The sequence below is a fragment of the Kribbella aluminosa genome (genome assembly GCF_017876295.1).
GTDB lineage: Bacteria > Actinomycetota > Actinomycetes > Propionibacteriales > Kribbellaceae > Kribbella > Kribbella aluminosa.
The window spans coordinates 2,027,814-2,047,204 of sequence record NZ_JAGINT010000001.1 but is presented as its reverse complement, the minus strand read 5'-3'; the positions used below and the strand labels follow the sequence as shown (position 1 = coordinate 2,047,204).

Sequence of the window (19,391 nt, the reverse complement as noted above, 5' to 3'; positions counted from 1 at the left end):
ACGACCAGGTCCGCGAAGTCGCCATCGCGATCCGCAGCGCCTGCCGACCTACTTCAACCAACCACAGGCTTACCGGTCGTTGTTTCTACGATCTGGGCCAGGTGGTCCCGGATGTCTGCGAGGAGGTCTGTCTCGTTTGTGTACTGGGAGGTGCCGGTGCCCTCGCGCAAGTGGAGGCCCTCATTGAGGACGCGACGCCAGCGTTCGTCGTACTGCATCAGCGCCCACCGACCGGCGCGCGACTTCGCGGTCATCTCGCCGGTGACCAGGAGGTGATGCAGGCGTACGGAGGCGAGGATGCAGTGGGAGAGCAGGGCGTCACGCTCGGCCTTGTCCGTTGGGAGGTCAGCGGGAGTGGCGCGGGTCAGGCCCTCCGCATTGCGGCGCCAGTAGGTGTCGAGGTTGTCGACCGTGTAGTCGCGCAGCGCTCGCTCGTCGGTCCAGATCTTCAGGGTGGACAGCTCCGGACCGGTGACCGTGATCCCTGCCCGGGCCAGCTCGTGCCAGACGATCATCAACGACGGCGAGTTGCCGATCACGAATTCTCTCGTATGAATCGTCGCCGGGTTCGGCGGCAGCGTACGCGGGTCCACGGCCAGGTCGTCGGCGAGCACAAACTGCCCGTCGAACCGGATCGACGAGTACGCCACCATTTGCTCGTGAACACCCCGCAGCGCCTCCACCTCCACCGCGTCCGGCCGGTGGGCGAGCGTCGCCAGGAAGTCGACATCGGACTCCCGCGGCACCCATTCACCGAACACGACCCCACCATGGAGATAGAGCCCAGTCAGCAACCCCGCCGGCAACTCCCGCTCTACCAGCAACAAGAAACGCTCACACAAATCCCGCACGGCAGCCGGCACCCTCACAAGCCCCTCCTCTGAAAGCCCACACCTCCCTCGACGCCACCCAACCAAGTTTTGTTCACCCCGTCCATCGTCCTGTCCCCGACAAGCAACGCCTTCACAGACACAGCCCCACCACCCTTCAAGCCCACCCCAGCGCACCACCACCAACACCCACCAGCCAGCACAACACCCGCACGCCGCACCTCACCCATCGACACCACGCACGCCTAGTCCACCCGTGGCCCGCGGCCCGCGAACCCCACAAGCTGGCGCCGCACCCATCAGCGGCGCCCTCCGACACCGCACCCGCCAGCACCGCATCCGCCAACACGACACCCGTCGGCATCGCGCAGTCATCGTCGGCACCACCCGCACCACGCCCACCGTCAGCCGCGGCGTGCGGGCGCCGCACAAACCACCACCGCACGCGTCGGCACCACGCGCACCAAGTCCACGCGTCGACCGCGGCCTGCGGACACCGCACAAACCACCACCGCACGCGTCGGCACCACGCGCACCAAGTCCACGCGTCGACCGCGGCCTGCGGACACCGCACAAGCCACCACCGCATGCGTCGGCACCACACCACCAGCACCACGCCGCACGCATAGCACCGGCCCAACACCACACCCCATCGGCACCGCGCACGCACCGACCAGCACCGCAGCCGTCAGCACCACCCACACAGGTCCAACCGTCGACCGCGGCCGGCGAATCCCTACAAGCCACCGCACCATCGCGTGCAGATCCAGGCACCGCGCCACCGCGCCCTGTCGGCACAACACCGCCTGCGCACCGCTCGGCGCTGCACACGCCAGGTTCACCCGCCCGCCTCGTCGGGCGCAAAGCACCACGGTGTCCGGGTCACGGCTCAGCCACCGGCTCTCGAGGACTCGCGAACCTGCCGCGTCCCACGCGCCCGGATGCGGGCGAACTGCGCGCGGACAGTTCCGAACGGCCGACCAGGTGGTCGCCGCTAGCGCGGGCACGAAGCGCCGCGCCGCGAATCGGCTGCTCGTCGTCTCGGCCGCCTGGGGCGCCGGGACGGACGGCTCGGTGCGCCAGCGGCTCAGGTCGAGGCGAAGGATTGTGATCGGATGGGTCAGATCGTTGCGAAGGATGGTGGTCCGGTGCCGGGTTCGGTTGTCGTGCCGTCGCCCCACACCGCGAACCGCGCGGCCTCCGCGAGGGTCGTGTCGTCGGACTTCCAACGGCCGGATCGTGCTGCGGTCGCCGAAGCTGCGGGTACGGCGGGCCCATTCCACGGCTCGACTGCCGCGCCGCGGGACTTGACCCGGGACGAGTGCGACTCGACTGCAGCCTGCGTCGCGGTTCGAGCCGTGGGGATGTCGGCGGATCCGCGTTCGTCGGCGGAGCGATCGAGGCGTGCGGTTGCTGTGCCCAATGACTCAGATGCCGCGGCCCATGCTCCACTACGGTCAACCGCCCGCGGCTGCGGGCATGCGGGATCATCAGCCAGCGCCTCGGACCGTCCGGGCAGCTCGGATTGTCCGGGTGGTTCGAACCGGTCAGGCGCCTCGGACCGTCCGGGCAGCTCGGATTGTCCGGGTGGTTCGAACCGGTCAGGCGGCTCCGATTGTCCGGGTGGCTCGAACCGGTCAGGTGGCTCGGATCGTGCGGGCGGCTCGGTGGTGGCTGCTGGTGGGCGGAGATGAGCTGGGGGCGGCACGTCGGCCCAGGCAGGTCGGGCGACGTGGACGACGTCGTTGGTGATGGTGATGTTCCAGTGGCCCTTGTGGAGGTCGGTGTGGTCGCGGCGGCAGAGCAGGACGAGGTTTGACAGGGCGGTCGGGGCCGCCGTCGATCCAGGAGATCAAATGATGTGCATCGCACATTACCGGGGGTGCTCCGCAGACGACGCAGCCTCGGTCGCGGGTGTTCAGGGCGCGGCGGATGCCTTTGGTGACGAGGCGTTCGCGGCGACCGACGTCGAGTGGTTCGGACTGTGAGCCGAGCACGATGGGGATGACGTTCGCGTCGCAGGCCAGGCGGCGGATGGTGGCTGCGGACAGGCCGTTGCTGTAGACGGTTTGACCGATCGCGTTCGCCGTGGCGGCTTTGAGGTCTTCCAGGTCGATCGTCACGGTGATGTTCGCCTTCGCCCCGAACCCGGGCACCACCTCACCACCCGAACGGGCTGCCGCCTCCTGGCCCGAGTCGGCTGGGGCGCCGTGGGACGAGCCGTGGGTCGGGTCGTGGGCTGGGTCGGTTGTTGACCCGTTGTTCGTGGTGGGGCGGGGGATGGTGGGGGACGGGACGCCCGCGTCGAGGGCGGTGGCGGCGAGGGTCAGGGTGGTGGTGAGGGCGTCCGCCTGGCGCTTCTCGCGGGAGCGGGGGTCGGGGGTGCCGTCGACGGTCTTGTGGGGGCGTGCTCCGGTGGTGATCAACGAGCGGAACAGTTCGGCGTTCTCGTTGGCGAGGTAGCCCTTGAACTTGACGCCGCGGTCGACCGAGGCGAGGGTCAGGGTCTCGCGGGCGGCGGCCTTGTGTTCTTCGGGTTCGGGGCCGTCGGTGTCGAGGATGTTGCGGGATGCGACGGCGGCTTTGCGGAGGTCGCTGGGCGCGAGGTGGGTGAGGGCGGCCAGTTCGCGTTCGGCGCATTCCAGGTCAGGGACTGGGACCGTGTTCGGGGTCTTTTCGAGTTCGAGGACGATGGCTTCGGCCTGGGCGGGGCGCAGGCTCAATGCGTCCAGGCGGGAGCTGATCGCCGGGTATTTGGGCAGGGCGCGGGCGAGTTGCACGTCGCGGTGGGCGCGGTAGTGGTCCAGGCGGTAGCGGTACTGGAGGTACTGCGTGAGGTTGCGGGCGCCGACCTTTTCCGCGTGACCGGTGTTGTCCAGGGCCGCGATGAGCCGCAGGTGGTACGCCTGCCGACGGGCAAGATCGGCCTCGGACTCGTCGAGAGCGCGCACGAGTTCCTCCTCGCTCATCAACTCAGCCGCCCGTTCCATACAGCAAACTCTAGACACGGCCTCCGACAGTTTTCAAAGCCAGATCGCCTTGTTTTTAAGGGAAATAGTTATCCACAGATTTGGATCCGGCTGGCCGGAAGGTGAGGGTGAAGGTGTAAGGGGCGACTTCGAGGCCGATGCGGGTGGGTGGGCCGCAGGATGCCGAGCCTAGGCCGTTTTGCGCCAGGTCGAGGGTGAGGTAGATGTGGGCGCGAGGGGTCAGGTCTGAGCGGTGGCGGGCTTGTTCGAGATCTTCGGTGGTCCAGCGGCGGGCGGTGAGTTGGAAATGCGGTGAACCCGTTACCCGGAAGCCGTTGCCCGCGGCATCGGTAAGGGAAGCCCAGCGGACGTCCATGCGGGCGCCGTTCTCCTGTGGTACGACGTACGGCGTCTGCAGGTCGTCGACGGTGCGTTCGTAGCGGCCGATGCGGGACGCGTCCCGGCTGTCGGCGTAGGCCTCGCCCGGCCCCCCGCCGTACCACTGCACGTTCTCCAACGCCTTCGGCAGCTCCAGCCGTACGCCGACGCGCGGCCAGCTCCCGCACCGTGGTGTGACCGCGGTGCCCGCCCACTCCCCTTCCGGCTGTACGTCGACCGTGAGCCGCAGGCCGTCGTCGGAGGCCGTCCAGCGGTACGTCGTACGTACGCCGACGCCAAGCCCCTCCGGTGCGACCCGTGTACGTACGACGAGACCGTCGTCCAGCACGTCTACCCCGTCGACCCGGTGGAGGAGCCGGTCGAGGCCGGCGGCGCGCCACTCCTGGGTGACGCCGTTCCGGCCGCCCTGGCCGTTGTCGTTGTCAGTCGGCGCCCGCCAGAGGTCCAGCTGCGGTCCGTCGACCTCCTGTCCGTACAGGCGGGTCAAGCGTCCGGTAGTACGGTCGAACTCGCCGCCACCCAACCGCAACACCTCGCCCCTGTCCACTACAGGAAGACCTGAGCCAGTAGACACTGCAACAGCCTGTTCCAGTACGAACTGCGACCATGCGACCTCGTGCCCTGCGTTGGCCCAGGCTGTGTCCTTCGCCAGCACCGCCCGCACAGTCAGCACCCGCTCTACCTCAGAGGAGATGGTTGTTGGAGGCTCTAGACAGGCGGATGCTCCAGGAGCGATCTCTGGAACCTCCAGACGGCCCGAGTCCACCTCAACGCCGTCAGCCGTGACTGACCACAAGAACTCGAGGTCGTCTGTGCTGGTGAACGTGCGGTGGTTCTCGATCGTGAGCAGCCCCGTGATGCGCACCGGCTCCAGGACCTTCTTGTACTCGGTCAGACCGGGCGACGGGGTGCGGTCCGGGAACAGCAGCCCGTCGATGCAGAAGTTCGTGCCGTGCAGCCGCTCCCCGAAGTCCCCGCCGTACACGTGGTCCGTTGCACCAGGCAACAGCAGCCCGTGGTCGATCCACTCCCAGACGAACCCGCCCTGCAACCGCGGATAACGCTCCAGCACCCGCTGGTAGTCGGCCAGCCCACCCGGCCCGTTCCCCATCGCATGCGCGTACTCCGCCAAGATGAACGGCAACGCCCGCCGTCTGGCCTCCAGAGCGGAGTCCTCCGTGGTCACGTCCTCGGTACGGGTGCCGATAGCCTCGAGATCCTCCAGCGGCGGGTACATCAAGCTGTAGAAGTCCGAGAACTCGTACGTCCGGTCCCGTTCGTAGAACACCGCCCGCCCTGGATCCCGCGACCGCGTCCACGCCGCCAGCTCGCCGAAGTTCCCTCCGCGGTCGCTCTCGTTCGCCAGCGACCAGATGACCACGCTCGGGTGGTTCTTGTCGCGTTCGACCATCCGCCGCATCCGGTCCAGCATCATCGGCGCCCAGTCCGGGTCGTCGGCCGGGTTGCCGCGCCAGTCGGTGTAGATGAACCCGTGCGTCTCGATGTCGCACTCGTCGATCACCCACAGCCCGAGCTCGTCGCAGAGGTCCAGGAACGCGGGATGCGGCGGGTAGTGCGCGGTCCGGACCGCGTTGAGGTTGTGCTGCTTCATCAGTACGAGATCCCGCCGCATCGCATCGACCGAGAGCGCCCGGCCGCGGCGTTCGTCGTGCTCGTGCCGGTTGACGCCGCGGAAGAACAGCGGCCGCCCGTTCGCGGTGAACACCCCGTGCACCATCGCCACGGTCCGGAACCCGATCCGCAGCTCGACCGTCTCCCCCGGCACCTCCACCGTCGCGTCGTACAGCCGCGGCACCTCGGCCGACCACGGCTCGACGGCCGCGAGCTCAACCGGTACGCCGGGTTCCGTCACGACCCCGAGCTCCGGAACCCGGACCACCGCCCCCGGCTCCGTCTCCACCGTCAACGTTCCGCCCCCGGTGACATGGTCGTACGACGCGTGCACGAACACGTCGTCGATCAACGGCCGCGCGAGCAGCGTGACATCCCGGAAGATCCCCGGCAACCACCACATGTCCTGGTCCTCGAGGTACGACCCCGAAGACCACTGGTGTACCCGGACCGCCAGCAGGTTCCGCCCCGGCCGCAGCAGCGAACCGACCTCGAACTCGCTCGGCAGCCGGCTGCCCTTCGCCGTACCCACTTCACCGCCGTTCACCCACACCTTGAACGCCGAGTCGACGCCCTCGAACCGCAGTATGGCGCCGTCGATCGGCCAGTCCGCCGGCAGGTCGAACCAGCGGACGTGGTCCCCCGTCGGATTCACCGAAGGCGTGTACGGCGGATCGATCGGGAACGGGAACGCCGTGTTCGTGTACCGCGGCCGGTCGTACCCCTGCAGCACCCAGTGCCCCGGGACCTCGATCGGGCCCCAGCCTTCACCGACAACCGGCTCGCCCGAAGGAACACTGTCCCAGAGCTTGAAGTCCCACCGCCCGTTCAGGCTGATCCGCGGCCGCGACGACCGCAACCACGCCCGTGGTTCACGCGCTCCGGTACTCGGCGTCAGATCCTCGAAGTACCTCATCGCCCCTCCTTGAGCACCCGGACGTCCCACGGCCCCAACTCGATCCGCCCAAGCACCGCAGGCTCGACCGTCACCGCCGTACCGGACCAGTTGTGCACGAACCAGATCCGCTCGCCGTCCGCGTTCACCGCGGACATCGCGGTCACCGACGGCGCCCACACCCGCGAATCCCCGAACAGCCCGGCCGCGAGCGACGCGTCCGGCACCGTCCCGACGTACGTGATCCGGCCGCTCCCGCAGCGCTTCGTGGTGACGATCGGCCGCCGCTCACCGCTCGGATGCCGGTACGTCGCCAGTACGTCGGCGTCGTCGACGAGCAGCGTCTCGGCCCACCGCGTGGCATGTCCGGCCAGCCCTTCCACCGGTAGCGCGACGTCCAGGTTCTCGAACTCTTGGTAGCCCAGTCCCGCAGCCCTCCGCAACGGCCCCGGCGCAACCTCGGCCCGCGGCCGCGCGAGCTCGTCCGCGTACCCGGTCCGCGGCCCGACGATGAGGTGCCCACCATCGCGCGCATACCCGACCAACCGGTCGAGCACCGCATCCGATGCCACATAGAAGCCCGCAGCAACAATCACCGACGCCGTCAACGCAGCGTCGAGCCGCTCCACCGGCACCACTCCGGGCCGCAGACCGGCGTCCACGATCCCGCCGTAGAACGCCTCGACCAGCGTCCGGTACGACGACTTGTCCGGCTGCCCCTGAGCCAACGCCAGCGGCGGCTGGAACTGCAACGCCCAGTCGCTGTCCTGAGACCAAAGCAGCGCGACATCGACATCCGGCGTCAGCCCGGCCACCGACGATCCGAGCGCAGCGAACTCGGCCCCGATCGCCGCGACCTCGCGATAGATCCGCCCCGGCTCCAGCCCGTGCCCGAGGATCCCGCCCCAGAACGTCTCCGCCCCGTGGTAGATCGAGTGCCAGTGCCAGTACTCGACCATCCGGGCGCCGCGCGACACCATCGCCCACGCCAGTTGCCGGAGCTGACCGGCGTACGGCGGCCTGTTCTGGTGCGACCCGCCGATCGACGTCGCGTTCGTCTCGGTCACCAGGAACGGCTCGCCGCGCGACCCGTACCCGCGATCCGCCGCCAGGAACAGGTCCGCGACGCTGCGCCCGATCCACCCCGGCGACAGCCGCGACGGGACGGCCGGCCGCGCGAGCCCGTCCTGGACGTCCACATAGATGTTGCCCGCCGCAACGTCCAGCGACGCGGTCAGCGGTACGTCGGCCACCGCCGGCCGGTCGTACGCCAGGCAGGTCGTCACGAACTGCCCCTCCCGCCGCAACGCCCGCACCAGCTCCGCCTGCCACTCGATGAACTCGGTGGTCCGGGCCGCCTGGAACCGTCGCCACGCCAGGTCGTACGACGGCGTACTGTTCCCGTCCGGCCGCCACAGCTCCGACCAGTCGCTCAAGCGGTGCGACCAGTACGTCAGCCCCCACGCCTCGTTCAGCGTCTCGACATCGCCGTACTCGCGCCGCAGCCCGGCCACGAACTCCTCGAAGGCAGCGGCGTTGTGTGCCAGCAGCACCCCGGGCTCGTTGTCCACCTGATACCCGATCACCGCCGGGTGGTCCCGGTACCGCTCGACGATCCGCCGTACCACCCGCTCCGCGTGGAACCGGAAGGCCGGCTGCCCGTAGTCGACCTCCTGCCGGATCCCCCACGGCACCGGTACGCCGGTCCGCCGCTCGGCCGCGATCTCCGGATGCGCCCGTTGCAGCCACGGCGGTACGGCGTACGTCGGCGTCCCGAGGATCACCCCGATCCCGCGCTCGGCCGCGCCGTCCAGCACCGGGCGGATCCATTCCAGGTCGAAGACCCCGTCCCGCGGCTCCCAGGTCGACCAGACCGACTCACCGACGCGGATCACGGTGATGCCGGCGGCAACCATCAGCTCCAGGTCGACGGCGGCCCGATTACCGACCGAGCGCGGCAGGTACTCCGGGTAGTAGGCCGTCCCAAGCACGACCTGTGGCGGCAGCATGCGCCAACCGTAACCGACGGCGACATCCCCGTGCAATCGTTTGCATGCAGGGAATCAGACCTTGATCCGAACTCTGCGCCGAACCGGACCGGTACTCGCCCGGACGACGAGCTCCGGCGTCAGCAGATCCGGCGCCGGCCAGTCCGCCCCGCCGAGCCGCTTGCTCAGCTGCTCCCAGGCCAGCTCGCCCAGCTTCGCGCGCTCGTTGCGCAGCGACGTCAGCGGCGGCCGCGAGTACGACGCGATCGGGATGTCGTCGTACGACGCGACCGACAGCTCGGCCGGCACCTCGACGCCGTTGTCGTACAGCCAGCTCAGCAGCCCGATCCCGACCAGGTCGTTGAACGTGATCACCGCGGTCGCGCGGCTGTGCAGCACGGTCGGGCCGGCGTCGTACCCGTGGTTCCCGGACCAGCCGCCGTCGATCTCGTCCAGCGTCACGTCGAGCGCCCGCGCCGTACGCCGCAACGTCCGGCGGCGCTCACCGTCTGACCAGGACGTCGCCGGGCCGCCGACGTACAGCACGCGGCGATGGCCGAGCCCGGTGAGGTGCTCCAGCAGCAGTCTCGACGCGGCGCGGTAGTCGATCGCGACCACGCCGGCGTTCTTGACGTTGCGGTTGATCGACACCACCGGGACGGGCTGCGCGATCGCCTTCTCCAGGCCCTGGCGGGTGAGGCGCGAGCTGAACAGCACCAGCGCGCCGGAGTAGTCGACCAGCTCGTCGACCAGCCGCAGCTCCTCCGCCGGATCCTCGCCGCTCTCACCGATCAGCAGCCGGTAGCCGCCGGCCCGCGCGGCGCCGGTCAGGCCCTTCAGGACCTCGGAGAAGAACGGGTTCGTCAGGTCGGGCACCGTCACGCCGACCGTCAGCGGGCGGCCGAGCTTGAACTCCTGCGCCCGCTTGTCGGCGCGGTACCCGAGCCGGCCGGCCACCGAGCGGACGTGCGCGACCACCTCGGGCGAGATCAGGTCGGAGCCGTTCAGCGCCCGCGACACCGTCGAGACCGAGGTCCCGGCCTCGCGCGCGACGTCGATCAACCGAACCCGTTCCGCCACTTCGTACCCCTAAGAACCGCTGATCAAGACATTTCGAACCGTCACGTCGTCGGCGTACTGTACGACAGCTTCGGCCGCGACCTGGTCGAACCGGCTGTTGCTGACCACCACCGACCGGATGTGCTGCGTCTCCGCGCCCACGATCCGGTACGCCCGCTCGGCCCGCGCCACCCGGACCCGGTCGAAACGGATGTCCCGCACGTCGGGGTACAGCGACTGGTCGCCACCTCCCTGGTAGCTGAACGTGATCTCCAGAGGACGATACATCCAGGCCCGCGATTCCACGTCCCGGACATCGACATTGTGGACGTAGCCACCGCGTGTCGACGTGGACTTCACGCACAACAGCCATTGCAGGTAGGCCTCCTCCGCCGCCGGATCGGCCGGGGCGTGCAACCGGCGGACGTACACGTCTTCGACGCCGCCGCTCATTTCGCTACCCACAGCGACTGCAGCGCCTCCGCTGACGAACGTGCAGTCCTCGACGACGATGCCGCGCGACGGCAGGCCGAGGCGGCGGCCGTCCGCGTCCCGGCCGGACTTGATCGCGATGCAGTCGTCGTGGGTCCGGAACGTGCAGCCACGGATCAGTACGTCGGTGCAGGACTCCGGGTCGCAGCCGTCGCCGTTCGGGCCGAGGTTGTCGACCGTGACGCCCTGGACGGTGACATTGCGGCACTCCAGCGGGTGAATCGTCCACATCGGCGAGTCCTTGATGGTCACCCCCTCGATCAGCACGTTCGTACAGCGGAACGGCTGGACGAAGCTCGGGCGAAGGTAGTGGCCGTCACCGAAGACGCGCTGGTCGACCGGGACCTGTTCGTTGTTCATCCGTTCGAGTTCGGCCCAGTCGGCGCGCTGGTTCGGCAGGCCGGTGTGCCAGCCGTACTGGCCGCTGCCGATCAGGTACCACCAGTGCTCGTTGTCACCGGCACCGTCGAGGACGCCCTTCCCGGTGATGCCGATGTCGGTCTGCCCCTCGGCGCGGATCAGCGGCGAATAGTTGTACACCTCCACGCCCTGCCATCGTGTCCGGACGACCGGCAGGTACGCCGCCGGGTCCGTACTGAACCGCAACGTCGCCCCCTCCTCCAGATGCAGGTCGACACGACTCAACAAGTTGATCGCCCCGGTCTCCCACACCCCCGCCGGCACGACAACATGCCCGCCCCCGTCCCGATGACAGGCAGCGACAGCGTCCGCAATCCCCGCAGTCGCATCCTCAGGCGTCGCCCCGTACCGCGTGATCGGAAACCACACATCCCGAAACCGCGGCGCCCGAATCCGGGACCTGACCAGACCTTCGACGCCGGGGTCGGCGGCGGCGGGCAGACCGATGCCTGCAGCAACCACTCCACCGAGACCGGACCCGAGCAACTGACGACGAGTTGGATGCATGACACATACCTTCCACGGGACGGATCAGGTAAAGCTTTGCCCGTAAGTATCCAAGAGCTTTCGGGACGGTCAAGAGTTGCCGACGGCCAGCCGTTGACACACTCACGCTCTCCGGGCACGATCAACTGCAATCGTTTGCACGCTAGGAGGTCGCAGATGTCCGCCCCGCTTCGTCGCCGTACCGTCCTGCTCGCCGGTGGCGCGCTCGCCGCCGGCGGTCCCCTGCTCGGCGGCGGTACCGCCCCGGCCGCCGCCGGCCCCGCCCCGACTGCGCCCTCGACGTCGGTAGCGGCGGCCGACGCCCAGGTGGCCGCGATCCTGAAGCGGATCAGACCGCCACACTTTCCGGACCGCTGGTACGACGTGACGAAGTTCGGCGCGGTCGGCGACGACGCCACCGACTGCACCGGGGCGATCCGCGCCGCGATCGAGGCGTGTCACCGCGCCGGCGGCGGGCACGTCGTCGTACCGGCGGGTGACTACCGCACCGGCGCCGTCCACCTGCTCAGCCGCGTCGACCTGCACCTGGAGCACGGCGCGCGGCTCGCGTTCAGCCAGGACCCGGCGGCGTACCTCCCGGTCGTGGCGACGCGGTACGAGGGGACGGAGTGCTACAACTACTCTGCCTTCGTGTACGCGTACGGCCAGCGGGACGTCGCGATCACCGGTCAGGGCATGCTCGACGGCCGCGCCGACACGACGCACTGGTGGGACTGGACGGGTGGCCCGCCACCCAACGAAGGCCCGGACAAGACTGCACTGATCCAGCTGGCTGCCGCGGGCGTTCCGGTCGAGGAGCGGGTGTTCGGCGAGGGACACTACCTGCGCCCGAATCTGCTGCAACTGAACCGCTGCGAGAACGTCCTGGTCGACGGCATCACCGTCAAGGACTCGCCGATGTGGAACATCCACCCGGTGCTCTGCCGGAACGTCACGATCCGCGGCGTCACCGTCGACAGCCCGAACGGCCCGAACAACGACGGCATCGACCCGGAGTCCTGCACCGACGTACTGATCGAGAACTGCACGATCTCCACCGGTGACGACTGCGTCGCGTTCAAGTCCGGCAAGGACGCGGACGGCCGGCGGGTGAACGTACCGTCGCGGTACGCCGTGGTCCGGAACTGCACGATGGCCGACGGGAACGGCGGTGTCACGGTCGGCAGCGAGACCAGCGGCGGGGTGCTCGACGTCTTCGTCCGGGACTGCACGATGAGCAGTCCGCACCTCGAGCGGGCGATCCGGATCAAGAGCAACCCGGACCGCGGCGGGACGATCACGAACATCGACGTACGCCGGGTCTCGGTCGGCCAGGCCGCCGACTCGGTGATCGAGATCGTGCTGAACTACGCGAACGTGATCACCGGCGCGTACCCGCCGGACGTGCACGGGATCACGATCAGCCGGCTCACCGTGGCGTCCGCACCCCGCGCCCTGAACCTCCTCGGCCTCGCCGACGACCCCCTACGCGACATCCACCTGCACCAGTGCCGCTTCGACGCGATCACCGAGCCGAACGTGATCACGTACGTCGAAGGCCTGCGCCTGGACCAGGTCTGGATCAACGGCACCCACACCACCAAGTGAAGGAGCCTCCCATGAACAACCTGACCCGCAAGAACTTCCTCCGCCTCGGCGGAGCCGTCGCCGCCACCGCCGCAGGCGCGGGAGGCGCGGTGGGCAGCGCCGCAGGCGCAGGTGGAGCGGGAGGCGCCGCAGACGCGGGAGCGGGAGGTGGTGCCGCAGGTGGGGAGGTCGGGGTCGCGGGTGGGGTGGGTCTTGCCGACCCGGGGCCCGGGTGGGGGCAGGTTGGGCGGATTCTCGCCAACACTCGTCCGCCACGGTTTCGGGCGCGTGACTTCTCCATCACCACGTTTGGCGCCGTCGGGGACGGGACCACGCTTGCTACGGAGGCGATTGCGGAGGCGATCGACGCGTGTCACCGGGCGGGCGGCGGGCGGGTCGTGGTGCCGGCGGGCACCTTTCTCACCGGGGCTATCCACCTCAAGTCCAACGTGAACCTGTGCGTGTCCACCGGCGCCACCCTGCTGTTCAGCACCGACCCAAGCGACTACCTTCCCGTCGTCCTCACCCGCTTCGAGGGTCAGGAGTGCATGAACTACTCCCCGCTCATCTACGCCCGCGACTGCGAGAACATCGCCGTCACCGGCGGCGGGACCCTCGACGGCGGTGCGACCTGGGACAACTGGTGGTCCTGGGTCACCCCGTCCGGCCCGGACGCCCAGGCACTCACCCAGCTGGCGGAATCCGGCGTACCGGTGAAGGATCGCGTCTTCGGCGCCGGCCACCACCTCCGCGCCGCGTTCATCGAGACCCAGTCCTGCCGCAACGTGCTGATCGAGGGCGTGACGATCGTCCGCTCGCCGTTCTGGGAGATCCACCCGGTACTGTCCCGCAACATCACCGTCCGCGGCGTACACATCGACAGCCGCGGCCCGAACAACGACGGCATCGACCCGGAGAGCTCGCAGTACGTGCACATCCAGAACTGCACGCTGGACTGCGGCGACGACTGCATCGCGATCAAGTCCGGCAAGGGCGCCGACGGCCTGCGGATCGCCGTACCGTCGGAGAACGTCCTGATCGAGGACTGCACGCTGAACATCCGGTACGGCGCGATCACGATCGGCAGCGAGATGACCGGCGGCGTCCGGAACGTGTTCGTCCGGAACTGCACGATCGGCAGCCCGAACCTGTACTTCGGCCTGTACATCAAGACCAACTCGGTCCGCGGCGGCTTCGCCGAGAACATCTACCTCCGCGACCTGGAGATCTCGAACCTGACCAAGGAAGTGGTCTCCTGCAACTTCTACCGCAGCGAGGGCGACACCGGCCCGCTGACGCCGCGGGTGCGCAACGTCGAACTGCGCAACGTCAACGTCGGCCATGCCCGGAACGCGTTCTCGATCTTCGGCTACCCGCGCTCCCCGATCCAGGACTTCCGGCTGATCGACTGCACCTACACCAGCATCGACGCCGCGAGCTCGATCCAGGACACCGAGCTGACGTTCCGCAACTTCACCGTCAACGGGCAGCTCATCACGGATCCGGCGCAGCTCCTGTGAAAGCCGGCTGGGCCGACGCCGACCGGATCCAGGCCGCCGTCCGGCCGCCGGTCTTCCCCGCCGTCGACTTCCCGATCACGTCGTACGGCGCCACCGAGGCGAACGCCGGCCCCGGAATCGCCGCCGCCGTCGAGGCGTGCAACGCGTCCGGCGGCGGGCGCGTCGTCGTACCGCCCGGGCGCTGGCACACCACCGGGATCCGCCTACTGTCGTACGTCGAACTGCACGTCAGCGCGGGCGCCACCCTCAGCTTCAGCACCGACCCGGCCGACTACCTCCCGCTGGTCGAAACGCGCTACGAGGGCCTCGAAGTCCTCAACCATGCCCCGATGATCTACGCGAACAACTGCACCGACATCGCGATCACCGGCACGGGCACACTGGACGGGCAAGGCTCGTGGAGCAGTTGGTGGCAGTGGTTCCACGAGTGCGACGAAGAGTTCAAGGTCTTGCGGGAGCAGAGCTTCTTCGGCGTACCCCTCGAGGAACGCATCGTCGGCACCCGGCTGCGATCCAGCTTCGTGCAGCCGTACAACTGCACCAACGTCCTGATCGAGGGTGTCACCGTGGTTCGCTCACCGTTCTGGCAGATCCACCCCGTGCTGTGCCGCAACGTGACGATCCGCGACCTCGTCCTCGACTCGCAGGGCCCGAACAACGACGGGATCGACCTCGAGTCCTGCCGTTCGGTCGTCGTCAGCGGCTGCGTCGTCGACGCCGGCGACGACTGCATCGCCCTCAAGTCCGGGCGCGAGGCCGACGGGCTGCGGGTCGGCGTACCGACCGAGGACGTGCTGATCGAGGGCTGCGAGCTGCGGGTCAAGTACGGCGCGATCACCCTCGGCTCGGACCTCACCGGCGGGATCCGCAACGTCTACGTACGGAACTGCCGGATCGACGGGCCGTACTTCGCCCTGTACATCAAGTCCAACGCGGTCCGCGGCGGCTTCGTGGAGAACGTGTACCTGCGTGACCTCACGGTCGCCGCGGTCACCAAGGAAGTTGTCCAGTGCAACTTCTACCGCGGCGAGGGCGACGCCGGCCCGCTGACTCCGTCCGTCCGGAATGTCGAGCTCCGCGGCATCACCGTCGAGCACGCCCGGAACGCGCTGCTGCTGCGCGGCTACCGGCACTCGCGGATCGAGGACTTCCGGCTGGTCGACTGCGCCTTCACCGTCGACCAGCCCAGCACCGTGCAGCACACGGCACTGAGCTTCGACAACGTCAAGGTCAACGGTCACCCGGTGAAGGACGTCCACCAGATCCGCTAGGGCAGATGGGCGCAATGGACGTCGAGGTCCCACAGGATCACGGACAGCGCGTACGGGCTGATCGCGTGCATCTGGTGGGTGGCGTCCTCGAGCAGCTCCCAGTGGCCGTTCGACTCGTTGCTGACGTCATCGGTACCGATGACGGCGATCCGCTGCCGGACAGCCGCTTCGTACGACCGGTGACCGACCCCGTTGAAACAGCAGTCGTCGAACCGGTTCAGGATCTGGAGCTGCCGCCGGTTCCGCCCGATGGACGCAAGCGCGTAGAAGTCCGGGAAGTCGGCCAGCCCGTAGAACCCGGGCTGCATGTCCAGCCGCTGCTCCCAGTCGCCCCGCGTCGGGCTCGGCTTCGGCGACCCGGGCCGGACGAAGAACGGCAGTGAGCCGGCGGCCGGGTACGACCGGGTGATCCGCGTGTCCAGCGCCGGGTACACGGTCGTCGCCCAGCCGCCGCCGGACAGTCCGACCATCTGCACGGACGACGGGCGGTACGTCGCCTGCACGTGGTTCATCGCGACCGACAACGGCGTGAGGAACAGTGCCAGCGGTGAGTACTTGTCCGAGGCCCACTGCGGCAGGTCGTTGTGCGACGGCTGCAGCACCTTGGTCGGGTCAGCTGGGTCCTGCAGGGTCTTCGGGTTCCAGTGGTAGAACGGCATCGCGAACAGCAGCACGGTGTACCCGCGGTCGAGCAGCGCCTGGGTGACCGGCTGCATCGTCTCCGGTCCCTCACCGTGCCCGTTGTGGTAGAACGCGACCCGGCGATGCGTGGACTGCGTCGGCTCGAGCAGGTACACCGTGGAGACGTACCCGAACTCCATCGGTACGTCGAGCTTGTCGTACCGCCGTACGCCGGTGAACGCCGGTAGCAGGGACGGTGCTCCGACGTCGCGTGTCACAGTGGGCAGCGCGGTCGGGAGTACGCCGGTGTCCTTCCACACCTGTGCAACCAGCTGCGGACGGAGCGCATCCGCATCGGCCGCCGTGTGGATCTTCATCAGATCTTCCACATCCACGCCGACGACAACCTGCGGCAGAGTCTTGTACGTCGCCGCGTGCGCGGCGGCGATCTCCTGATTCACCGGCGCGACAGGACGCGGCGCCGGGTGCGGCTGCACACCTCCAGCCGGCACACCTCCAGCCGGTACAGCTCCAGCCGGTACCTCGCTGGCGGCGGCGTTCGACGGCCAGCCGGTTGCGGTGCCTGCGGTCACGGCGAGAGCACCTCCGAGAACGGTCCGGCGGTTGACGTTCTTCATCATGGACTACCTTTCGGGGCGGGGAACGACCGGGTGCCAGCCGGCGAACACGTACGACGGGTCGCGCAACTGTGCGGCCTCCTCGTCGCTGAGCCGCCGGGAACACGCGAGTCGTGCGGTGGTGTCGAGCGGCCGGCCGGCCAGGTCGGTGCTGTGGTACTCCCAGAACCGGATCTGCCCGGCGGCCGCGCAGTCGTTGGGGCTGGTGAGCTGCCAGCCGGTCGTCTTCACGTGGCTGTCCATCGCGGAGTCGATGAACACCACCTGACTCGTCGGGAACCGGCCGAGCTCGGCGCGAGCCAGGTAGACGCTGTCGTCGGCCAGCCCCGGCGCCCGGGTCAGCCGGACCCGGACGAAGACGTTGCCGGGTCCGTTGTCGATGTTGCGGACCTGGTTGTAGTACCCCTCGTGCAGCGCCTTCAGCTCGGAGTCCTGCATGAACACGCCGCCGGTCCCCCAGACGAAGTCCACATCACCCTCGATGTAGCTGTTCGTCACGAACGCCTTGCCCTGCAACCGCAGGCTGTCCTGGTACCCGAGGACGCGGACCCGCGCAAGCACCATCCGGTCCCCGTTCCCGAAGAACGCCTCGGCCTGCGAGCCGCGGTACGGCGTGAGGTTCTGCACCGTCACGTCCGACAGCGTGAAGTCGTCGGCGAACACACCCATCGCGGCACGCCAGCAGTTGTAGCGGTCGGACTGCGGGATCACGCGACGCTGACAGTACGACTGCTCCTGCGGCACGCTGCCCATCGCGGAGTCGCCGTTCAGCAGGTTGTTGTTCGGATACCCGATCACGGTCCGGCCGGCGCCCGCCCCACGAATCGTCAACCCCGGCTTGGTCGGCGGCACCCAGACCAGCTCCCTGTACAACCCAGGCGCCACCTCGATCGTCGCCTTCTCCCCCTCCCCGACGAAGTCGATCGCCCCCTGCACGGTGCAGAAGTCCCCGCTCCCATGCGCGTCCACGCGCAGCTTCTCGTCAGTCCCGGGATCTTGCCGCGTCCGGAACCTCCACGGATTCACCCCACTCACACCATGATCCCCGACCACGAACCCGGGGTCGACCGTCACGTAGTACACCTGCCCACCCGCAAGCCGCCGGTGCGGATACACAGTGACCGTCCGCCCATCGACCACAACCGCCTGGTACATCCACACATGCACTTGATCGAAGTCCGTCCGCGCCCCACCAACAGTCCGCTGGTACGACGCCAGCTCCGCCAGGCTGACGGTGTCCACGACGTCACCGTTCGCCTTGTGGATCTGCACCTTCCCACTCACCCCGAGCTGCACCGGCCCCTGAAAGCTCATACTCAACGCCGTATCCGAACACGTCGCGTTCTCAGGCCCTTGCGGCGAAAGTGTCGCCGCACCAGCCGCCCCAGTAGCCCACCCGGTGAGCCCCTTCAACACGGCAGTCAACTTGGCAGCAGCAACCTGATGCCCCTGCACATTCGGATGCGTACTGCCGTTGAAGTCACCCGCCCCCAGCCAGTCCGTCGTGTCGACGTACACGATCCGACGATCCTTCGTCGCCGCAACCGCCGCATTGATGTCGCCCGCATGCGTCCCGTTGAAAGGGCGCAGGGCAACGATCAGCGCCTTCGGATCGGCCGCCCGGATCCTCCGCAGATACGCGACATACCCCGCGGTGAACTCCGCGCTCCCGTACGCCGCGTCGTTCGTGCCGAAGTTGACGACGACCGCGCCCGGGTCGAACCCGTCCGCGGGGAAGCCGGCGAGGTTCCAGCCGAACGAGTCGGCCGCCGTACCGACGTTGCCGTGCCCCGGCTGCAGGATGCCCTGCTTGCCGAAGCCGACCTGGTTGGTGTCCGCGCCGAACGCCTCGCCGACCAGGTGCGGGTACGCCTTGGTGCCGTCCGCGCAGTCGGTGCCGAGCTCCGGGCAGAGCGCCATCACGCCCTGGGTGATCGAGTCGCCGTAGAACTCGATGCGGTGCTCGGAGGTGGTCGGCAGCGGGATCAGTTTCGCGTCCGGGGCGAGCTCGAGCTTCTTCAGCACGATCCCGGTCTGCAGCGGGACGTTCCAGCGGTTCTCGTACTCGTCGACGTCCTTGACCAGCAGCTCCGCCGTGTGCGCGACGGCCGGGTCGAGGTCGTCGGCGAACACCTTGTGGTCGGCGTCGGCCTTCTGCAGCACGGGCGCCTGGCCGTCGATCGCGACGTACAGCTGGGCCGGGACGGTGATCGACGAGGTGTCGAACAGCGCTCCGAGGTGGGATCCGGTGAACCGGAGACGGACCGACGATCCGGAGTTCACGGTGATCGCGGTGTCGTCGTCGCGGCCCCAATGGCCGGCGAGCTCGATCCGCGGATCGAACGGTCCGTAGGTCGCCGGGTTCGCCGCGGTGGCCGGACCGGCGGACAGCGTCAGCAGACCGGCTCCGACGAGAACCACCAGGCACCAGCTGATCAGACGATTTCGCACGGCGTCTCCTCGCGCAGACCACCGCGCGGAGAGCCCGGGGCGGTGGCAGGGTAATCCTTTTCCTGCCAACCGTCGCAGCGTGCCGCGGCGGCGTCAAGGGTTCGTCGGGGGAAATCGGGAAAAGGTTTACATC

General features: G+C 68.7%; 11 protein-coding genes. 3 read left to right on the top strand and 8 right to left on the bottom strand.

The genetic code is table 11. From position 1 onward, the window contains the following. Window positions 1-53 precede the first annotated feature (53 nt). From JOF29_RS10010 to JOF29_RS09980, 6 genes are all read right to left on the bottom strand, one after another. The gene (locus JOF29_RS10010; protein ID WP_209693926.1) at window positions 54-761 is read right to left on the bottom strand and encodes an aminoglycoside adenylyltransferase domain-containing protein; all 708 of its coding nucleotides are present in this window, start codon (window positions 759-761) and stop codon (window positions 54-56) included. Between the two features lie 1,706 nt (window positions 762-2,467). Then, window positions 2,468-3,820 (bottom strand): HNH endonuclease signature motif containing protein, encoded by a 1,353-nt coding sequence (locus JOF29_RS42890; protein WP_245357528.1) that lies wholly within the window; start codon window positions 3,818-3,820, stop codon window positions 2,468-2,470. A 55-nt stretch (window positions 3,821-3,875) separates the two neighbouring features. Then, window positions 3,876-6,746, bottom strand: a complete 2,871-nt coding sequence (locus tag JOF29_RS09995; protein ID WP_209693925.1) for a glycoside hydrolase family 2 TIM barrel-domain containing protein — start codon at window positions 6,744-6,746, stop codon at window positions 3,876-3,878. After that, window positions 6,743-8,734 (bottom strand): beta-galactosidase, encoded by a 1,992-nt coding sequence (locus JOF29_RS09990; protein ID WP_209693924.1) that lies wholly within the window; start codon window positions 8,732-8,734, stop codon window positions 6,743-6,745. Before JOF29_RS09990 ends, JOF29_RS09995 begins: the two co-directional genes overlap by 4 nt. Before the next feature lie 54 nt (window positions 8,735-8,788). After that, a complete protein-coding gene (locus JOF29_RS09985; protein ID WP_209693923.1) occupies window positions 8,789-9,793 on the bottom strand; it encodes a LacI family DNA-binding transcriptional regulator in 1,005 nt (334 codons plus the stop codon). Between the two features lie 9 nt (window positions 9,794-9,802). Continuing rightward, window positions 9,803-11,191 carry a glycoside hydrolase family 28 protein gene (locus JOF29_RS09980; RefSeq protein ID WP_209693922.1) on the bottom strand — a complete coding sequence of 463 codons (1,389 nt, stop codon included), beginning with the start codon at window positions 11,189-11,191 and terminating at the stop codon, window positions 9,803-9,805. 156 nt (window positions 11,192-11,347) lie between these two features. Between JOF29_RS09980 and JOF29_RS09975 the strand changes: the two genes are divergently transcribed. From JOF29_RS09975 to JOF29_RS09965, 3 genes are read left to right on the top strand one after another with little or no spacing between them, the layout of a single operon-like run. Next, on the top strand, window positions 11,348-12,778 hold the full coding sequence (locus JOF29_RS09975) for a glycoside hydrolase family 28 protein (RefSeq protein WP_209693921.1): 1,431 nt from the start codon (window positions 11,348-11,350) through the stop codon (window positions 12,776-12,778). A gap of 11 nt (window positions 12,779-12,789) precedes the next feature. After that, complete coding sequence (locus JOF29_RS09970; protein ID WP_209693920.1) at window positions 12,790-14,277, top strand: glycoside hydrolase family 28 protein; 1,488 nt, start codon at window positions 12,790-12,792, stop codon at window positions 14,275-14,277. Then, window positions 14,274-15,548 carry a glycoside hydrolase family 28 protein gene (locus JOF29_RS09965; protein WP_209693919.1) on the top strand — a complete coding sequence of 425 codons (1,275 nt, stop codon included), beginning with the start codon at window positions 14,274-14,276 and terminating at the stop codon, window positions 15,546-15,548. Before JOF29_RS09970 ends, JOF29_RS09965 begins: the two co-directional genes overlap by 4 nt. Here the strand turns inward: JOF29_RS09965 and JOF29_RS09960 are convergent. Together JOF29_RS09960 and JOF29_RS09955 are read right to left on the bottom strand one after the other, a co-directional pair. After that, window positions 15,545-16,810 carry a hypothetical protein gene (locus tag JOF29_RS09960; protein WP_209693918.1) on the bottom strand — a complete coding sequence of 422 codons (1,266 nt, stop codon included), beginning with the start codon at window positions 16,808-16,810 and terminating at the stop codon, window positions 15,545-15,547. The two genes, JOF29_RS09965 and JOF29_RS09960, sit on opposite strands and share 4 nt — an antisense overlap. A gap of 3 nt (window positions 16,811-16,813) precedes the next feature. After that, window positions 16,814-19,258, bottom strand: a complete 2,445-nt coding sequence (locus tag JOF29_RS09955; protein ID WP_209693917.1) for a pectinesterase family protein — start codon at window positions 19,256-19,258, stop codon at window positions 16,814-16,816. Between the last annotated feature and the right edge of the window lie 133 nt (window positions 19,259-19,391).